Origin of the sequence: Streptomyces sp. NBRC 109706 (assembly GCF_000974485.1) — a bacterium.
Taxonomy (GTDB): Bacteria; Actinomycetota; Actinomycetes; order Streptomycetales; family Streptomycetaceae; genus Streptomyces.
Map to the genome: position 1 here is coordinate 1,002,029 of NZ_BBOM01000005.1, position 13,990 is coordinate 1,016,018.

Annotated in this window: 21 protein-coding genes and 1 tRNA gene; 13 read left to right on the forward strand and 9 right to left on the reverse strand. The window is 71.0% G+C overall.

All coding sequences use genetic code 11. The features are described from left to right. Positions 1-46 precede the first annotated feature (46 nt). The 12 genes from AOM46_RS09365 to AOM46_RS09420 all read left to right on the forward strand — a co-directional run bounded on the left by AOM46_RS09365 (position 47) and on the right by AOM46_RS09420 (position 8,426). Positions 47-2,416 carry a LamG domain-containing protein gene (locus AOM46_RS09365; protein ID WP_062207995.1) on the forward strand — a complete coding sequence of 790 codons (2,370 nt, stop codon included), beginning with the start codon at positions 47-49 and terminating at the stop codon, positions 2,414-2,416. 10 nt (positions 2,417-2,426) lie between these two features. Further along, a complete protein-coding gene (locus AOM46_RS09370; protein WP_062207997.1) occupies positions 2,427-2,846 on the forward strand; it encodes a hypothetical protein in 420 nt (139 codons plus the stop codon). A 12-nt stretch (positions 2,847-2,858) separates the two neighbouring features. Continuing rightward, a complete protein-coding gene (locus AOM46_RS09375) occupies positions 2,859-3,416 on the forward strand; it encodes a hypothetical protein (RefSeq protein ID WP_062208000.1) in 558 nt (185 codons plus the stop codon). Positions 3,417-3,491: 75 nt separating this feature from the next. Next, complete coding sequence (locus AOM46_RS09380; protein ID WP_062208003.1) at positions 3,492-4,463, forward strand: peptidoglycan recognition family protein; 972 nt, start codon at positions 3,492-3,494, stop codon at positions 4,461-4,463. Positions 4,464-4,474: 11 nt separating this feature from the next. After that, on the forward strand, positions 4,475-4,720 hold the full coding sequence (locus AOM46_RS09385; protein WP_062208006.1) for a holin: 246 nt from the start codon (positions 4,475-4,477) through the stop codon (positions 4,718-4,720). A 5-nt stretch (positions 4,721-4,725) separates the two neighbouring features. Then, the gene (locus tag AOM46_RS09390; protein ID WP_158920327.1) at positions 4,726-5,025 is read left to right on the forward strand and encodes a hypothetical protein; all 300 of its coding nucleotides are present in this window, start codon (positions 4,726-4,728) and stop codon (positions 5,023-5,025) included. Beyond that, positions 5,018-5,308 carry a hypothetical protein gene (locus tag AOM46_RS09395; RefSeq protein WP_158920329.1) on the forward strand — a complete coding sequence of 97 codons (291 nt, stop codon included), beginning with the start codon at positions 5,018-5,020 and terminating at the stop codon, positions 5,306-5,308. Before AOM46_RS09390 ends, AOM46_RS09395 begins: the two co-directional genes overlap by 8 nt. Before the next feature lie 402 nt (positions 5,309-5,710). Next, positions 5,711-6,241, forward strand: a complete 531-nt coding sequence (locus AOM46_RS09400; protein WP_062208011.1) for a DUF6879 family protein — start codon at positions 5,711-5,713, stop codon at positions 6,239-6,241. 19 nt (positions 6,242-6,260) lie between these two features. Continuing rightward, positions 6,261-7,109, forward strand: coding sequence for a helix-turn-helix transcriptional regulator (locus AOM46_RS09405; RefSeq protein ID WP_062208014.1), 849 nt, complete (start codon positions 6,261-6,263; stop codon positions 7,107-7,109). Positions 7,110-7,195: 86 nt separating this feature from the next. After that, positions 7,196-7,618, forward strand: coding sequence for a hypothetical protein (locus AOM46_RS09410; protein WP_062208017.1), 423 nt, complete (start codon positions 7,196-7,198; stop codon positions 7,616-7,618). Continuing rightward, the gene (locus AOM46_RS09415; protein ID WP_062208020.1) at positions 7,615-8,031 is read left to right on the forward strand and encodes a hypothetical protein; all 417 of its coding nucleotides are present in this window, start codon (positions 7,615-7,617) and stop codon (positions 8,029-8,031) included. Before AOM46_RS09410 ends, AOM46_RS09415 begins: the two co-directional genes overlap by 4 nt. A gap of 212 nt (positions 8,032-8,243) precedes the next feature. Then, positions 8,244-8,426, forward strand: a complete 183-nt coding sequence (locus AOM46_RS09420) for a hypothetical protein (RefSeq protein ID WP_062208022.1) — start codon at positions 8,244-8,246, stop codon at positions 8,424-8,426. 164 nt (positions 8,427-8,590) lie between these two features. Here the strand turns inward: AOM46_RS09420 and AOM46_RS33900 are convergent, their stop codons facing one another. The 8 genes from AOM46_RS33900 to AOM46_RS09445 form a co-directional block, all read right to left on the reverse strand. Continuing rightward, a complete protein-coding gene (locus tag AOM46_RS33900; protein ID WP_158920331.1) occupies positions 8,591-8,749 on the reverse strand; it encodes a hypothetical protein in 159 nt (52 codons plus the stop codon). A gap of 321 nt (positions 8,750-9,070) precedes the next feature. Further along, positions 9,071-9,814 carry a hypothetical protein gene (locus tag AOM46_RS09425; protein ID WP_062208025.1) on the reverse strand — a complete coding sequence of 248 codons (744 nt, stop codon included), beginning with the start codon at positions 9,812-9,814 and terminating at the stop codon, positions 9,071-9,073. Continuing rightward, the gene (locus AOM46_RS09430) at positions 9,811-10,317 is read right to left on the reverse strand and encodes a hypothetical protein (protein WP_158920333.1); all 507 of its coding nucleotides are present in this window, start codon (positions 10,315-10,317) and stop codon (positions 9,811-9,813) included. Before AOM46_RS09430 ends, AOM46_RS09425 begins: the two co-directional genes overlap by 4 nt. After that, positions 10,314-10,475 (reverse strand): hypothetical protein, encoded by a 162-nt coding sequence (locus AOM46_RS33905; protein ID WP_158920335.1) that lies wholly within the window; start codon positions 10,473-10,475, stop codon positions 10,314-10,316. Before AOM46_RS33905 ends, AOM46_RS09430 begins: the two co-directional genes overlap by 4 nt. After that, positions 10,472-11,782 carry a hypothetical protein gene (locus AOM46_RS09435; protein ID WP_062208031.1) on the reverse strand — a complete coding sequence of 437 codons (1,311 nt, stop codon included), beginning with the start codon at positions 11,780-11,782 and terminating at the stop codon, positions 10,472-10,474. Before AOM46_RS09435 ends, AOM46_RS33905 begins: the two co-directional genes overlap by 4 nt. Before the next feature lie 56 nt (positions 11,783-11,838). Next, the gene (locus AOM46_RS09440) at positions 11,839-12,126 is read right to left on the reverse strand and encodes a hypothetical protein (protein ID WP_062208033.1); all 288 of its coding nucleotides are present in this window, start codon (positions 12,124-12,126) and stop codon (positions 11,839-11,841) included. Next, on the reverse strand, positions 12,123-12,269 hold the full coding sequence (locus AOM46_RS33910) for a hypothetical protein (protein ID WP_158920337.1): 147 nt from the start codon (positions 12,267-12,269) through the stop codon (positions 12,123-12,125). The genes AOM46_RS09440 and AOM46_RS33910 overlap by 4 nt, the downstream gene beginning before the upstream one ends. Positions 12,270-12,368: 99 nt before the next feature. Continuing rightward, entirely contained in the window at positions 12,369-12,605 is a 237-nt protein-coding gene (locus AOM46_RS09445; RefSeq protein ID WP_062208036.1) for a hypothetical protein, read from the reverse strand. 211 nt (positions 12,606-12,816) lie between these two features. Here AOM46_RS09445 and AOM46_RS33915 point away from each other — a divergent pair. Beyond that, positions 12,817-12,901 (forward strand) — tRNA-Thr (locus AOM46_RS33915). A gap of 112 nt (positions 12,902-13,013) precedes the next feature. On the opposite strand, the gene AOM46_RS09450 is transcribed toward AOM46_RS33915, so the two are convergent. Further along, the gene (locus AOM46_RS09450; protein ID WP_078856631.1) at positions 13,014-13,913 is read right to left on the reverse strand and encodes a DUF3626 domain-containing protein; all 900 of its coding nucleotides are present in this window, start codon (positions 13,911-13,913) and stop codon (positions 13,014-13,016) included. Between the last annotated feature and the right edge of the window lie 77 nt (positions 13,914-13,990).

Consider the following 13,990-nt stretch of genomic DNA (forward strand, 5'->3'; position numbering starts at 1 on the left):
ACGTCTTGACCAGTCAAGCCGTTGACCAGCAGCTAGTGAGGTGGCCATGACACGACTCGTGGTGCAAGCGGCGTTCGGCCACACCCTGTCCGACCCCATGGTGCTGATGGGGCGGGAGGATCTGATCCTGCCCCAGCAGTACCCGGCGGGCGTGCTCACGTGGACCGACCTGACCGCCCGCGCCGACATCCATACCAGCGGGGTGCGCATCACCCGGGGCGCCGCCGACGAACTCTCCGACGTCCAGCCCGGCACCCTGACCCTCAGCCTGGATAACCAGGACGGGGCTCTGACCCCCGGCAACATCACCTCCCCCTATTGGCCGCACGTCGTCAAGAAGGTCCCGATCCGGCTGGGCGTGGTCACCCTTGAAGGGAAAAACCACCTGACCAATCCGAGCTTCGAGGGCAACTCCATTCGGGGCTGGTACCGGGGCAACCCCCCGAACTCCGCTATGCAGATCAGCGCCGCCGACTCCAGCCCCGTCCACCACGGCATCCGCCCCCTGCGCATCAACTGGGCCACCACCGGCGTCAACATGGTGTGCACCGAGGCGTATGGGTTGACCATCGGCCAGACGTACACCGCCTCGGCGTTCGCCTACGTGGAGACCGGCCGCCCGCCCATCCGGCTGTCCATCGCCGACGGCCCCACCGGTATCCCAACGGCGGGCAACGACACGTTCGAACGCATCACCGTCACCTTCACCGCCACAGCCGCCGCCCACACCCTGCGGGTCACCACCACCGCCGCCCCGCCAGCATCCGGCGACCGCTGCTGGATCGACGCCGTCCAAGTCGAAGAAGGCCCCGTCGCGACGGAGTTCGATCCCGAGCCGGCACAGGTCCATTCCCGCGGACTGTGGGTCGTCAACGAATGGCCTACCGGATGGGACGGGCTGCACGCCGTCAGCGGCGTCACCGCCACCGACTTGTTCAAACCCCTGTCCCAGCAACCGGCACTGCATCCGATGCTCGCTGAAGAGGTGCTGCTGCGCCAGCCCGCCGCCTACTACCCGATGACCGAGCCCCAGGACTCCACCACCGCTGGCGACATCGCTGGCCTGGGCGCAGGCCCGCTCACCGTCACACTGGCCGGCGTCGGCGGCACACTGACCTTCGGGGAAGAAGACGGGCCCGGCCGCCTCCCCTGGGCGCTGTTCGCCCCCGCCAACGCGACCAACGGCCGCTACCTGCGCGCCGACCTCGGCCGCACCCTGGCCGACCAGACCTTAGCCACCGGAGAGTTGTGGATCGAGGTGTGGTTCGCCACCACCGCAACCGACCGCGTCATCTTCGGCCTGGCATCCGATGACCGCCAACAGCAGTTGATCTTCAGCCTGGAAGCGATCAGCGGCCGGCTACGGATCCAGTCCACCGCGCTGGGCGCGGACGGCTTCACCACCGGCGCCTTCGGCCCGGCACTCAACGACGGGCTGCCGCACCACATCGTGTTCGACCAGGCCGGGTTCGCCGTGTGGATCGACGGATCCTACGCCGTCGCCGCCCACGACCTGCGCCAACTCCAACATCTCCAAGTCGGCGGCTGGAACGGCGCCCGCCTGTGGTCCGGCACCATCGCACACCTGGCCCTGCACTCCCCGCCATCCGGCGGCGCCCCCAGCTGGTACACCGACCACTACAGCGTCGGCATGACCGGCAAGAACGGCGAGCCCGCCAACACCCGCGCGGCCCGTATCGCCGCCTACGCCGGCATCGGATTGGACGCGGCCGGGGCGGTGTTCGAGGGCATGGCCCCCCAATGGGCCCTGGGCTCCACCGCGCTCACCCACCTCCGCGAGATCGAGGCCACCGAGGGTGCCCGGCTGTTCGCCTCCCGCGACGTCGCCCGCCTGGTGTTCCAGTCCCGCGACGTGCGCTACAACCCCACCCCCGCCATCGAACTGGACTACGCCGACCTGAACACCGGCGGCGTAGACCTGGCCGACGACGACCAGAAACAGGTCAACGACGTCACCGTCGAGCGGCCCGAGGGCACCACCCAGCGCGTCATCGACCCCACCAGCATCACCCGCTACGGCCCCTACGCCCAACAGGTCACGCTGTACAAAGACACCGATGCCGGCGCGCTGGCAGCCGCCCAGTGGGCGGTACACCGCTACGCCGACCCCCCGGCCGAACTTCGGCAGGTCCCCATCGAAGCCAGCACGATGCCGCTGTCGGTCTATCGGACGCTGCTGACCGCCGACATCTCCACCGCCATGACGGTCACCAACCTGCCTGCACAGGCGCCGATGCCCACTGCCACGGTCACCATCGAGGGCTACACCGAAACCATCACCCACAACCAACACCACCTCGACTTCCACACCAGCCGGACCGACGCCGACACCGTCTGGGTCCTGGAGCATCCCGTGCACGGCGTGCTCGACACCACCACCCGACTCGCCTACTAGGAGGCCCCGCGTGCCCCCCGTGATCCGCGCGGAGACGTTCTACACCCCGCCCCCGCACCTCGACGCCGACGTCTGGACCCAGGTGCCCGCCGCCGAGCTGGTCATCGAGTGGTTCGAGCAGCGTGCCCAGCGCCGCGTCCCCCGCCCCACCGAGACCGTTCACACCTCATGGTTCGCGCGGATCGACGCCGGCCGCTGGATCGCCGAATGCACCTGCGGCAGCGCACAGGTCATCTCCCCAACCGACCCGCGCTTCTACTGCGTCATCTGCTACACCGGCTGGGTACCGCTCACCGTCCCCGACGACATCGACGCCACCGAAGCCGCCGTGTCCGACCGGCCCACGCGTGAGCAATTCTGGTGGCACCCCGAGGACCCAGCCCGCCCCCGCCCGCCGGTCATCCCACCCGGCCCCGACGAAGACCACTAAGAGGGGGGACTCATGGCGTTCGCACCCCGCACCTGGGTCGTCGGCGAAATCGTCACCGCCAGCCAGCTGAACGAGGAGATCCGCGACCAGTTCAACGCCCGCCAGGTCCGCCTCGTCGAGCAGATGACAGACATCACCATCACCACCAACACCACCCCCCAACCCACCGACCTCGCCTGGGACGTCGACGCCGGCGGCGTCTACTACTACTGGGCCAGCCTCTCCTACAGCGCCACGCCGAACTCCGACTTCCGCTGGAACTGGAGCCTGCCGGCCGGCAGCGGTTCCTCCCGCAGCATCGTCGGATTCGACCCCGCCAACGCCGCCGCCGGCGTCGGCACCGGCGGCGCCGTACTCCTGCGCCGCCCCGCACCCGGCACCCAAATCATCATCGGCGGCAAGGACAACAACAACCCGCCCGGCGACTTCCGCATGGGCATCGACCAAGGCGTCATCACCATCGGCGCCACCCCCGGCACCGCCCGAGTCCAAGTCGCCCAAGGCGCCAGCCACGCCGAACAGACCATCTTCCGCGCCCAGTCCACCGTGCTCTACCAGCGCATCGGATAACCAGCCGCCCCCCGCTCCACCAACCCGAGGACCACCACGGCCCCGGGCACACCGCCATGCCCAGAAGGGAGCACCATGGACTTCGTCAGCCGCGCCCAATGGGGCGCACCCGCCACTTCACCGGCCGCTGCCCTGGCCACCGCCAAGGGCGTCGCCGTGCACTGGCTCGGCGCCACCTACACCCCCCGCGACCACGCCGAGTGCGCCGCCTACGTCCGCTCGATCCGCGCCTCCCACCTCGCCAACAAGGTGGAGAACTACCTGGACATCGCCTACAACCTGCTGGTCTGCCACCACGGCTACGTCTACGAAGGGCGGGGCGTGCGGAAGCGGTCCGGCGCCAACGGCACCACCACCGCCAACGCCAACCACTACGCGGTGTGCGCCCTGTGGGCCAAGAGCAGCGGGCCCCCGCCGGACGCGCTGAAGGCGGGACTGCGGGACGCCATCGACTACCTGCGCGACCGAGGCGCCGGCAACCAACTCACCGGCCACCGCGACCACCGCGCCACCGAATGCCCCGGCGACGCCCTGTACGCGTGGGTCCGCGCCGGCGCCCTCCGCCCCGGGCCGACCACCCCGCCTGCGACCGAACAGCCCAAGGAGGGCCGGCCCATGGACCGCTACTACGAGAAGTCGAAGCCGCTGACACTCAAGCCCAACGTCTGGACCACGGTGACGTGGGATCGGGTGCACGTGCAGGGCACGGGGTGGAACGAGAAGAAGGCGGAACAGACCCTCCTCAAGGGGGCGCACGCCTTCATTCTCGGCGTCGGGTTCCGCGTCGACGGCATGGAGCGCGGCGAGGAAGTCCAGGTGCGGATCGCCCGGAACCACCGGAAAGGCGGCGAGGACTGGAAGCGGGCGAAGTCCTGGCCGATCGGGTCGCCCGTGCAGTCGGGCGGCCGGGGGCACTTCGTGCACACCTGGCCCGGGATGCTGCCCGGCACCGACGACAACCGGCTCGTCGTGGACCTGCTGAACGTCACCACCCGCGACCTGACCGTAGACGAACTGGTCGCCAGCCTCCTGGCCTGGCCGGCGTGAGAGGAACCGACATGACGACCTGGACCTTCTGGCGCGCCCCCCTCGAACGCGCCGTGCGCACCGCCGCACAGACGCTCGTCGCGCTCCTCGGCGCGGGCGCCGTGGATCTGCTGTCCGTGGACTGGCCGGCAGCTCTGGCGACCGCTGGTGGTGCGGCGCTCCTCGCGGTGCTCACCGCGGTGGCGACCCCCGGCGGGCCGGGTGTCACCGAGACTCCCACGCCGGCGGCGCGGCGGGATCTGCCTCGGGGGGTGTGATGTTGGTGGCGGCCCGGCGGCGGCTGGGTCGCCGTGGCGCGTATCTGATGGCGGCCGGCGTCGGTTGGGCGCTGTATGGGGTGGGGATCCTGTTGGACCCGCGCCCTGGGACTGTTCGTTCGGCGGTGGTGCTGGCGCATCTGCTGCCGCTGGAGTGGTGGGGTGGTCTATGGGTGGGGTGCGGCATGGTGGCGGTGGCGATGGCCTGGGCGGGGGCCGCAACATGGGCGGGCGCGGCGGCCCGGCTGGTGATCGTCGCCGGCTGGCCGGAGCCCACGCCCGTGCCGGTGGTGCGTGGTGAGTGACGGCGGGTGGGTCGGCATAGTGATCGCCGTCCTCGCCCTCGCCGGGACGGCGTTCACCGCGCGGCAGTCCCGCGCCGCCCAGCGCGAGTCGGCCCGAGTCCCGACGTTCGAAGCCATCACCAGCCGGTTGGACTCCGAGCTGCGGGCCGAACAAGTGCAACGCCGGCTCCTCACCAGCTACGTACTCGACCTGCTGCGCTGGGCCCGCCGCGTCGAACCCGACAGCAAAGCGGGGCCGCCACCGGAACCCCCCGATGACCTCGACCTCACCCCCTGGCGGTGATAACGCCCCCGCTCTCCTTGGGAGGGCGGGGGCGGTTCGCTGTGTCTGGTGTCGGGAGTAGCGCTGTGGCCACGCCATAGGTCACGCTCCGTATCGCACCCTTGACGCTCAAACGTTCTGGGGGGATCGTCGTGCAAGTTGACGTAACCCCATAGACGCGGGAGACCACCGTGGAACTACGGTTCATAGGCGTTGACCCTGACACCGGACAGCAGGGGTCGCCCACTCTGTGGGTGAACAGGGACAACGGTGAGATCGTCATACAAGGATGGCGGCCATCCGAGGAGTTGGAGACGACGTGCGCCGAGAACCCGGCACCCGGCCATGCTCAAGGCATACCGCCGCACGAAGCAGTCGTGCGAATCCCGCCCCGCATGGTGCCGATGCTCAGGGAGGCGTGTGATGTCGCAGAGCGAACCGGGTTTTCTTGATCTGCTGGCTGGCACTCAGCGCACCGCGATGCACCTGGAGATGCGCGACGTCTACGGCGTGGGTGACGAAGCCGCCGACTACGAGCGCTGGAAACGCACTGGCGAACGTGACAGCGACCCTGCGTCGGAGTACTGGGCCCCGTGGGTACGCCTGATCGGCGAGACGGTGGCGCGGGGCGTCTCCATGCGGCGCGCTCGGGTCGTCTCAGAACCGGTGAGTGACTACATCCGCTATGAGCACGCCGGCGCGGTGGTGAACGTCGCCGCCGGAGAAGACGTGCGCTGGCTGCCACGTCGGCAGGCATCAGATCTGTTGTTGCCTGGGAACGACCTGTGGGTCTTTGACCACGACGCCGTGCTGTTCAACCACTTCGACGGTAACGGCAACTGGTCATCTCCCCAGTGGGAGGTGCGCACGGAATCAGCCCTGGTCAACCAGGTTCGTGCGGCGTTCGAGGCTGTATGGAGCCGTGCCGTGCCACACGCGGACTTCAAGGTCTGACCCCGCCGACGATCTATCGATGCCTGCCAACCCCTCGTCATCCGCTCAGGAAGCACGACAGCTGCTGGCCGGCCGCCTGCGCGACCTTCGACTGGACGCGGAGCTGTCCGGCCGGGAGCTGTCCGTGCAATGCGGCTGGAGCGACGCCAAGACCAGCCGCATAGAGCACGCCCGGACTCCGCCGTCTGATGGCGATATCCGGGTGTGGTGCTCGGCTTGCGGGGCAGAGGGGCAGGCTGCGGAGCTGATCGCTATCAACCGGCGCGCTGATGAGCTGTACGTGCGGTGGAAGAAACTGCACGGTCACGGGATGCGCCGCGCGCAAGAGGATGTTCTGCCGCTGTACGAGCGAACCCGGCATCTGCGGGTGTACGTCTCCAACGTCATCCCAGGCATTCTCCAGACCCAGCAGTACGCGGCGGCCCTGCTGGCAAGGATTGCGGCCTTCCAGGGGACCCCAGACGACTCCACCGAGGCTGCCGCCTCGCGCATCGAGCGTTCCCAGGTGCTTCACCAAGGGCGCCACACCTTTGCCTTCCTGCTGGAAGAGACGGTCCTCCGGTACCGCATCGGGAATGCCGAGACGATGGCCAACCAACTTGGGTACTTGCTGGCCGTGATGGCGCTGCCCAACGTGAGCCTCGGTGTGATCCCCTTCTCCGCCCCTCGGACTCTCTGGCCGCTGGAAGCCTTCTACGTGTTCGACGACAAGCGGGTCAGCTCCGAGCTGCTGTCCGCTGCGGTGAACGTCTCAGCTCCGAGCGAGATCGCCCTTTACACCCGGGCGTTTTCTGAGCTGGCCGACATGGCCGTCTACGGGGGCAGCGCTCGGCGCCTCATCGTTGAAGCAATCACCTCCCTGGGATGACTTCGTGCAAATCTGTGTAAGCGCATAGCGGTAGCCGTTGCGCTCTCCCTACGGTCCTTGGCACGACCTCGGCCAGGGAGGCAGGGATGGCGGTGTCTGAGGATGCGCACGACGGTTGGTTGCCCGCTACCGGCGGTCCGGTGCGGGTGCGGGCGGGCCGGTGGTGGGACGCGATCAGGGCGCCGCTGGTGCACGCCTGGGTTGTCCCTGAGTGGGTGGCCCACGTGCCGGCGATCGTGTCCCGGCGGCCCGACCGGCTCACGTGGCTCGTGCCGGTCGGCTGCATCGTCCTGGCTGACCTGCCCGCCGCCGTTGAGCTGTTGCGCGACGGCGAGGACGTGGTGGTCCCGCCGGCGGACGCCTATCGGCAGGCCGCCGGGACCCCGCCCGAGACTCATTGGACGCTGCCGCCGCTCGGCGCCGGCGGGCCAGTGATGGACCCGCCCGATGCGCTCATCCGCGCGTTGCGCGCCGCTGTCGGTGACCGCCACGCGGGGGTGCCGGCATGATCCCCGCCAGGCCGCTCCCGGAGTGGATGCCGTCCGAGGCTGCGGGCGCGGCCGTGCTGGAGACCGGACGTTGGTGGGACGCCGTGCGGCAGCGGGATCTCGAAGGGCTGGTCACGGTCGAGGCGTTGCGGCGGCGCGGCCCGGTGATCCGCAACCAGGTCAACGGCACGTTCGCCTGGCTGATCCCGATCGGCGCCGCCGACGGATGGTCCCTGCCAGACCATACCGAGGTGTTGAGCGGCGGCCGGCGGCTCGCCGTCCCCGCCGCGTCCCTCGTCCACACCGCGTGGACCGGCGGGCTGGGCGTCGCAGGCCCGGCCACCAGCTGGTACGTCCGCCCCGAGGGGGACTGCCTGACCGACCCGGACGCGCTCCACCGCGCCCTGCACGTGGCGGCCGCCGCGCCCCGCTGAACCCCTGCTGCCACCTGGACCCTGACCCTGGGGAGGGTCCCACCAGCTGGCAGCAGGACCGCCCGCCCTGCGGCTGGCCCCCCGTCAGTCGCAAGGCGGGCACCCACCCCCTCCGGCGTCACCCCCTGTCCGCCGGAGAACGCCTGCCCGCAGCCGGCCCCCACCGCACGCTGCGGGCAGGCACCCCCACCCCGTCACCCGAGGAGTAGCGCATGACCGCTGATATGGACGACGACCAGCTGATCGCCAACGTCCGCGCCGTAGCGGCCAACAACGCGGCGGCCCGCGACCCGGAACGCAGCCCCGAGGAGCGAGAGCTGGCCGAGCGGTTGGCCGCCGGGTTCGCGAAACGCCTCACGACGTCAACAGACAAGCCGGACGACGCCGCGAGCTGACTCCCGCGCTGGGATGGGCGCGGGCGGTGGGTGGGTCTCCTCCTCGGGCGCGGCGGAGAGCCCACCACCCGGTCCCTGCCCGCCGTGTACGTGGTCACGGCGGGCAGGGGCACGGCAGCGCCCCCCAGCAACCCACACGGGTTGCTGGGGGGCGCTGTTCGCGTTCAGGCGGGCTGCTGGGTGGGGCAGGCGATCGTGGGTGCTGCGGGCTCGGGCGTCGGGGTGGTCTCGGTGTTGGCGAGTTGGGGTGTGCCGAGGATGAGTGCGGCGAGGAATAGGGCCATGGCAGTGGGGTAGTTGGTGTGTTCGGTTTGGTTGTTCATCAGATCCCCTTGGCGGTGTTGGGCGGGCAGAGATCCCCTCACCACGAGTCCAGCGAGTCGATCTCGCTACAACCAGGTGGGGATGACTGCACGCGCCCCCTCACCACTCATAGGCGGGGGTGACTGCACGGGCTCAGTGGCGGCAGGTCCATCCGCCGTCGGGGGTGCGGGTGCAGGGCTGGCCGCAGCTGCGGCAGGTGGGCGGGCGGGCGATGGGGTGGGGGAAGCGGGGCAAGGGCATGATGGTGGACTCCGTTCCAGGGTTGGGGCGGTGCCCCGGGCCGGCCGGTCGCCTGGCAGTGATGCGGCCGGCCCGGGGGGTCACAGGGCGTGGTGTCGGGCGGTGGTTTCGGCGGGGTTGCGGAGGGTGAACGCGCCCTGAGCCCACTCCTCTACCGTCGGGTCTGTAGGTGTAGCTGTAGTTCCCTGACCTGCGGGACTACGCCCCGAGAGGGGGTCTGGAAGGGGCGGGGGAGGGGGCAGGTGGTGCCGGTAGATGCCGGTGTTCACCCCCACGCCCTTCACCCGGACCGAGTCGGTGATGGTGATGTCGAGGCGGCCGGCCCAGGCGCGCACGGTGGTCGTCGTCCACTCCCCGGGCAGTTGCTCGCCGAGTGCCTGGGCGAGGGTGGAGAGGTGGATGCGGTCCGCTTCGCCGAGCACGGCGTAGACGGCGGCCAGCACCTCGTCGTCGTCCACGGCCGGCGCCGGCGGGCGTGCGGCGTGGGCCGCCGTGTGGGCGGCGGCGTACCAGCCGACGGCGCCAGGGATCGCCGTCCACGGGGCGGCGGTGAGGGTGCCCACGCCAGCCGTGACGATCAGGTAGCAGCCGCCGAGGGTGCCGGCGGCGCGGGCGGCGCGGAGGCGCCACAGGGCCCACACCGCGCGGTACCCGGTCGGCCCCGGCCGCGGCTTCTTCGCGTCCTCCTCGGACTCCCCTTCCGGCAGAGCGGGTTGGGGGAGTTCGGCGGGCCACTGCCAGGTTGCCCACTGGCGGGCCAGCAGGATCGTGCCGTCGCGGAGGATGCCGGCCGGTTCGGTGAGGGCGGGCCCCGGGCCGGTCACAGCAGTCCCCCGAGCGCGTCACCGATCCCGTTCGCGGCTGGCGCGAGGGCGACCGCCGCCCACCCGGCGATCGAGTCGGCCAACCCCAGACTGACGCCGGTCAGCAGCCCGAGCACGATGTGGAGCCAGGGGCGGCGGCCCCAGACGAGCAGCGCGACCAGGGCGACCGTGCACAGGATGACGACCATGTTCCCGCCAGGCGTCAGCGCGTCCGCGTACTGGCGGGTGACCTCGGGGCTGGCCGAGCCGGTGCCGTGCTCCAGGGCGACGTCCCCGGTCTCGGTGGTGCCCCACAGGGCCCAGCCGGCGGCACCGCCGAGGAGGCCGCCGCCGGTGAGGATCAGCAGCATCCCGTACAGCGTGCTGCCCAGGTAGGGCAACAGCGCCTTGACCCGGTGGCCGTCGCGGATCCACCAGCGGATCAGCATCACGACCAGGATGGACAAGCCGACGGTCACCGAGCCGAGGGTGACGACCATCGGCGGAGAGGAGAACTCGGTCATGGGGTGCCCCCGAAGTGGATGAGCAGCGCGACGGCCGCGCTGGCGAGGGTGGTGATCAGGGCCCAGCCGAGAAGAGGGCGCAGCAGCTCGGGGAACAGCGCGGCCAGCACGCCACCGGCGGCGACCATGGCGAAGACGAAGAACACGCCGGCGGTCATGACGCCACCGCCTCGACGGCTCGGTCGAGCTGCGTGCGGATGCGCTGCGCGCGGGGCTGCCCGATGCGCAACTCCCGCTGCAGGATGCGCAACCCGGCTGGCCGGCCGTGGGCGGCCAGGTGTGCATCGTCGATGTCGCGCGCCTGGTCCAGCAAGGGGTCGGGATCCAGGTCGTCCTCGTCGTCGTCAACCGCATCCGGATGCGCATCCGGGAGGGGATGTGGCTGTTCATCGGCCGGGGCGGGCCGTTCCGGCTCCTCGTGCTGCGCGTCGCCCGGGTACGCATCCCGGGGTGCATCCGGCTGCATCTCGGGGGCGCCGGCGGGCGCTTCGATGGCGTGCTTCCGCCGTCGGATGACCATCTCGGCCTGAACTTCCGAGCACGGGATGCCGTGCTCGGTCGCGATGGACGCGACGAGGGCGGGGTGCGCATCCGGATGCGCATCCGCGACGAGGGCAACCGCATCCGCTGGATGCATCCGCCGCAACTCCGCACCCGCGAGTGCACGCGGGCTCTCGCCGGCCGGGTGCGCTTCGGGAAGCGCCCACGGCGAGGGCAGGTCGAGCGCGAGCAGCTGCGCGGCGCCGAGGCGGGCAGCCAGCTTTTCGAGGAACCGGCGCTTCTGCTCGGGGTTGGTGGCGACGCCAGAGCGAGCCACGGCGCGGGACAGACGCCGCTCGACACGCCCTCGCCGCCGGCGGGCCCGCTCCGGCAGCTGCCCCAGGCGGTCTACATACTCAACGGCGCGGTCGGTCCACCGGTCGCGGGTAATCTGCGCGGCGTCGCGGTTGCGGGTGGCGACGCCGAGGCGGGACAGGGCCCGCTCCCGCAGGTCCCGGCCAAGCACCGCGAGGAGCCCGTGGCTGGCGGACTCCGGGCGGGCGTGCCGGATCTCGATGCCCATCGCGAGGTGCCACAGCAGCGCGGCGAGGATCGGGCCGAAGAACGCGCGCACGGTGCCCCCCACGGCCCCGCCCTCGGCGAAGGCCGGGATGATCTGCACGCCGCTGATGACCCACACCAGCAGGCCGGGGGTGCCCGGAGAGCCGGTGTCGTTAAGGGACTGGCGGGCCATCAGGGCGCACGCCAGGAGGGCGAGTTCTCCGGCCGCGAACAACGCGGCCCGCTCAGGGGTGCTGACCATGTCGAGCCAGTGGGCGGCGAACCGCCAGGACGTGTCCCCCGAGTAGGCGGTGCAGCCGGCCGCCGCCACGGCGGTTACCACCACGGCCGCCGGCGTACCGGCCAGCCGTCGGCGCAGCACGCCCACGGCAAGCGAGGCCAGCCACAGCGCGGTGACCGCCACGACCGCACCAGCCGCCCACAACGGCCACTCCGCCGGCAACGGGGGCAAGGTCGGGTTCACCGCGCACCACCACCCTCGCCCGGGAGGCGGTACGGCTCGTAGGTGGCCGGGTACTCAGTCTCGGCGAGGCGGCTGATCAGCTCGGCCTCCTCGCCCCAGCTGAGCAACTGCCGATCGGCGGCCAAGCGGCGCAGCGTCTCGCGGGCGATCACAACGCGGACCTGACGCAGCTGGTTGGCCGCCGCCTGGTCCTCCGGGCGGGCGGGCAGCGGCACGTCCAGCACATCGTGCACGGCCAGCAGCAGCTCCCGCAGCCCTTCGGGCAGCTTGTCGGGACCGTTCACCGCCGACCACCGCCCCGCAGAGCGCGGCCAGCGACCAGCACGGTGGCGAGGGTGGTGGTGCCGCTGGCGCGGCGGATGATGCCCACCGCGACAACGCGGCGGGGGGAAGGGGTGCGCGAGGGCGCGCCCATGGGAAGATCCATGGTGCCGTCTCCTTGGGCTAATCAGGGAGTTCGGTACTGGGTCGGGCGGCGCGCGCGCCTCGGGTGTTCCAGCACCCGAGAGCTGCCGTCCGGCCCTCTCTATTCGGTTGTGGTTGGTTCCTGCTTGGGTCGGTTCTGGCGGCGCTTCAGCGCCTTGTCGATGGCCTGCCAGCTGCGGCGCAACTCCTTGGCGACCGCGTAGACGCTGCCCAGCTCGGCCACGCCCTCGGCGAGGGCGTCCTCGCGGCGTTTCGCGGATTGCGAGACCTGAAGTCGGAGCTGTTCCAGCAACTCGTCTTCGGCCCGCACCCGCTGACGCCAGGGTGTGGTATCCATCGGAAGCACCCTATCTAACCTAGGGTTCGATAGTCAAGACGCAGGTCATTGCTCCCTGGGGTGCCTTGCGGGATAATGGAGTTACCCCAGGTCAACCGCCGCAAGGTAAGCCCCGATTGCGTGAGCGATGCGTGAGCGGGGGTCCCGGAGTGGGGTGGAATCGGGTGGAGTGCCGTAGAGCATGAATTGCTCTGACCAGGATCTTCTGGAAGCCCGGGGAGTGGGGTGGACCCCCATCGATCCCCCCCTTCGGTCTTGTAAACAGCAGGTCGTCGGTTCGAATCCGACAGGCGGCTCTCGCCTCACCCTCCGGGCGGACCGCCCCCACTTCCCCCCTCCCCTCGGGGAACGCCGTCGCGCGCCCCCGCGCACGGCTGTCCGCTCGGCCAAAGCTCGGCCGGACAGGGCCTAAGCCCTCGGAGGGCCGAAGTGGGCCAGGTGGTGCCAGAGCCATTTCACGGTGCCGGGGTCGTGGTGCCCGGTGCGGGCGGCGTCGCCGATGATGCGGGGGGTGAGCCAGCCGTCCTCGGCGATCCGACAGCCGAGGGTGACGGCGGCCGGGGGCCGGAAGTCCGGGTGGGCCCGTAGCACCTCGGTGGCGAGCCGGAATCCGCCGTGCCACTCCACCGGGCACGGCAGCAGCGCCGCGGCCTCGGCCACCGGGGTGTCCCGGTGGCTGGGGTCGAGCACCAGCGCAGCGATATCGCAGTCGAACCGGACGGGCCCGTGGATATGGGCCTCGATATGGCCGTCGAGGATGTCGTCGGCACAGGCCAGGGCGATCAGATCGCAGCGTTCGGCGACGCCGAAGTCCTCCGGCTCGGCCGCGCTGTCCGGATAGCAGAAGGTCGCGCGGGCCAGCATCCGAGGCGTCAGCCTGAAGTGCGCCGAGCCGAACCTGGGCGCCGCCCCGATCGCTCTCCGCAGATGGTTGAGCCCGCCGTAGACCGGCCGTTGTTCGGCGGTCGCCGCGTCGTAGGCGCCGCCGAAGATCCGGCTCTCCCAGCGCCAGCGGTCACCGCCGGGCCGGGCGGTGAGCCCACCGTTGCTGGTGCCGGTGACGAACTGCGAGACATAGACGCCGTCCTCGGCCATCCGGCGCAGGATCGGCATCCCGCCGCTGAGCCGGTCCGGGTGGAAGTTCAGCGTCAGGGGCAGCGACGGATCGACGGGGGCGCCCCTGGCCCGGGCGGCGACATGGCGCAGGGCGCGCCGCGCGAGCGGGCCGAGCGCGCCGAACTGGCCAGGAGGCTCCGCAACGGCCGGCCGGGGGCGGGCCGTTGCGGCCGCCGCTGTTTCGTCCGTCATCGGGACCAGTCTGCGTGGCCGGGCCGGGAGGCCGCCACCGGCTTCCCGGCTCCGTTTCCTGGGTCAGTCTCCGAGGA

Bases quoted from the DNA above. Each gene is read 5' to 3' on its own strand.
- AOM46_RS09380 (WP_062208003.1), top strand. From the start codon at position 3,492: ATGGACTTCGTCAGCCGCGCCCAATGGGGCGCACCCGCCACTTCACCG.
- AOM46_RS09420 (WP_062208022.1), top strand. From the start codon at position 8,244: ATGACCGCTGATATGGACGACGACCAGCTGATCGCCAACGTCCGCGCC.
- AOM46_RS09405 (WP_062208014.1), top strand. From the start codon at position 6,261: ATGCCTGCCAACCCCTCGTCATCCGCTCAGGAAGCACGACAGCTGCTG.
- AOM46_RS09400 (WP_062208011.1), top strand. From the start codon at position 5,711: ATGTCGCAGAGCGAACCGGGTTTTCTTGATCTGCTGGCTGGCACTCAG.
- AOM46_RS33900 (WP_158920331.1), bottom strand. From the start codon at position 8,749: ATGAACAACCAAACCGAACACACCAACTACCCCACTGCCATGGCCCTA.
- AOM46_RS09415 (WP_062208020.1), top strand. From the start codon at position 7,615: ATGATCCCCGCCAGGCCGCTCCCGGAGTGGATGCCGTCCGAGGCTGCG.
- AOM46_RS09410 (WP_062208017.1), top strand. From the start codon at position 7,196: ATGGCGGTGTCTGAGGATGCGCACGACGGTTGGTTGCCCGCTACCGGC.
- AOM46_RS33910 (WP_158920337.1), bottom strand. From the start codon at position 12,269: ATGGATCTTCCCATGGGCGCGCCCTCGCGCACCCCTTCCCCCCGCCGC.
- AOM46_RS09385 (WP_062208006.1), top strand. From the start codon at position 4,475: ATGACGACCTGGACCTTCTGGCGCGCCCCCCTCGAACGCGCCGTGCGC.
- AOM46_RS09450 (WP_078856631.1), bottom strand. From the start codon at position 13,913: ATGACGGACGAAACAGCGGCGGCCGCAACGGCCCGCCCCCGGCCGGCC.
- AOM46_RS09430 (WP_158920333.1), bottom strand. From the start codon at position 10,317: ATGACCGAGTTCTCCTCTCCGCCGATGGTCGTCACCCTCGGCTCGGTG.
- AOM46_RS09445 (WP_062208036.1), bottom strand. From the start codon at position 12,605: ATGGATACCACACCCTGGCGTCAGCGGGTGCGGGCCGAAGACGAGTTG.
- AOM46_RS09365 (WP_062207995.1), top strand. From the start codon at position 47: ATGACACGACTCGTGGTGCAAGCGGCGTTCGGCCACACCCTGTCCGAC.
- AOM46_RS09375 (WP_062208000.1), top strand. From the start codon at position 2,859: ATGGCGTTCGCACCCCGCACCTGGGTCGTCGGCGAAATCGTCACCGCC.
- AOM46_RS33905 (WP_158920335.1), bottom strand. From the start codon at position 10,475: ATGACCGCCGGCGTGTTCTTCGTCTTCGCCATGGTCGCCGCCGGTGGC.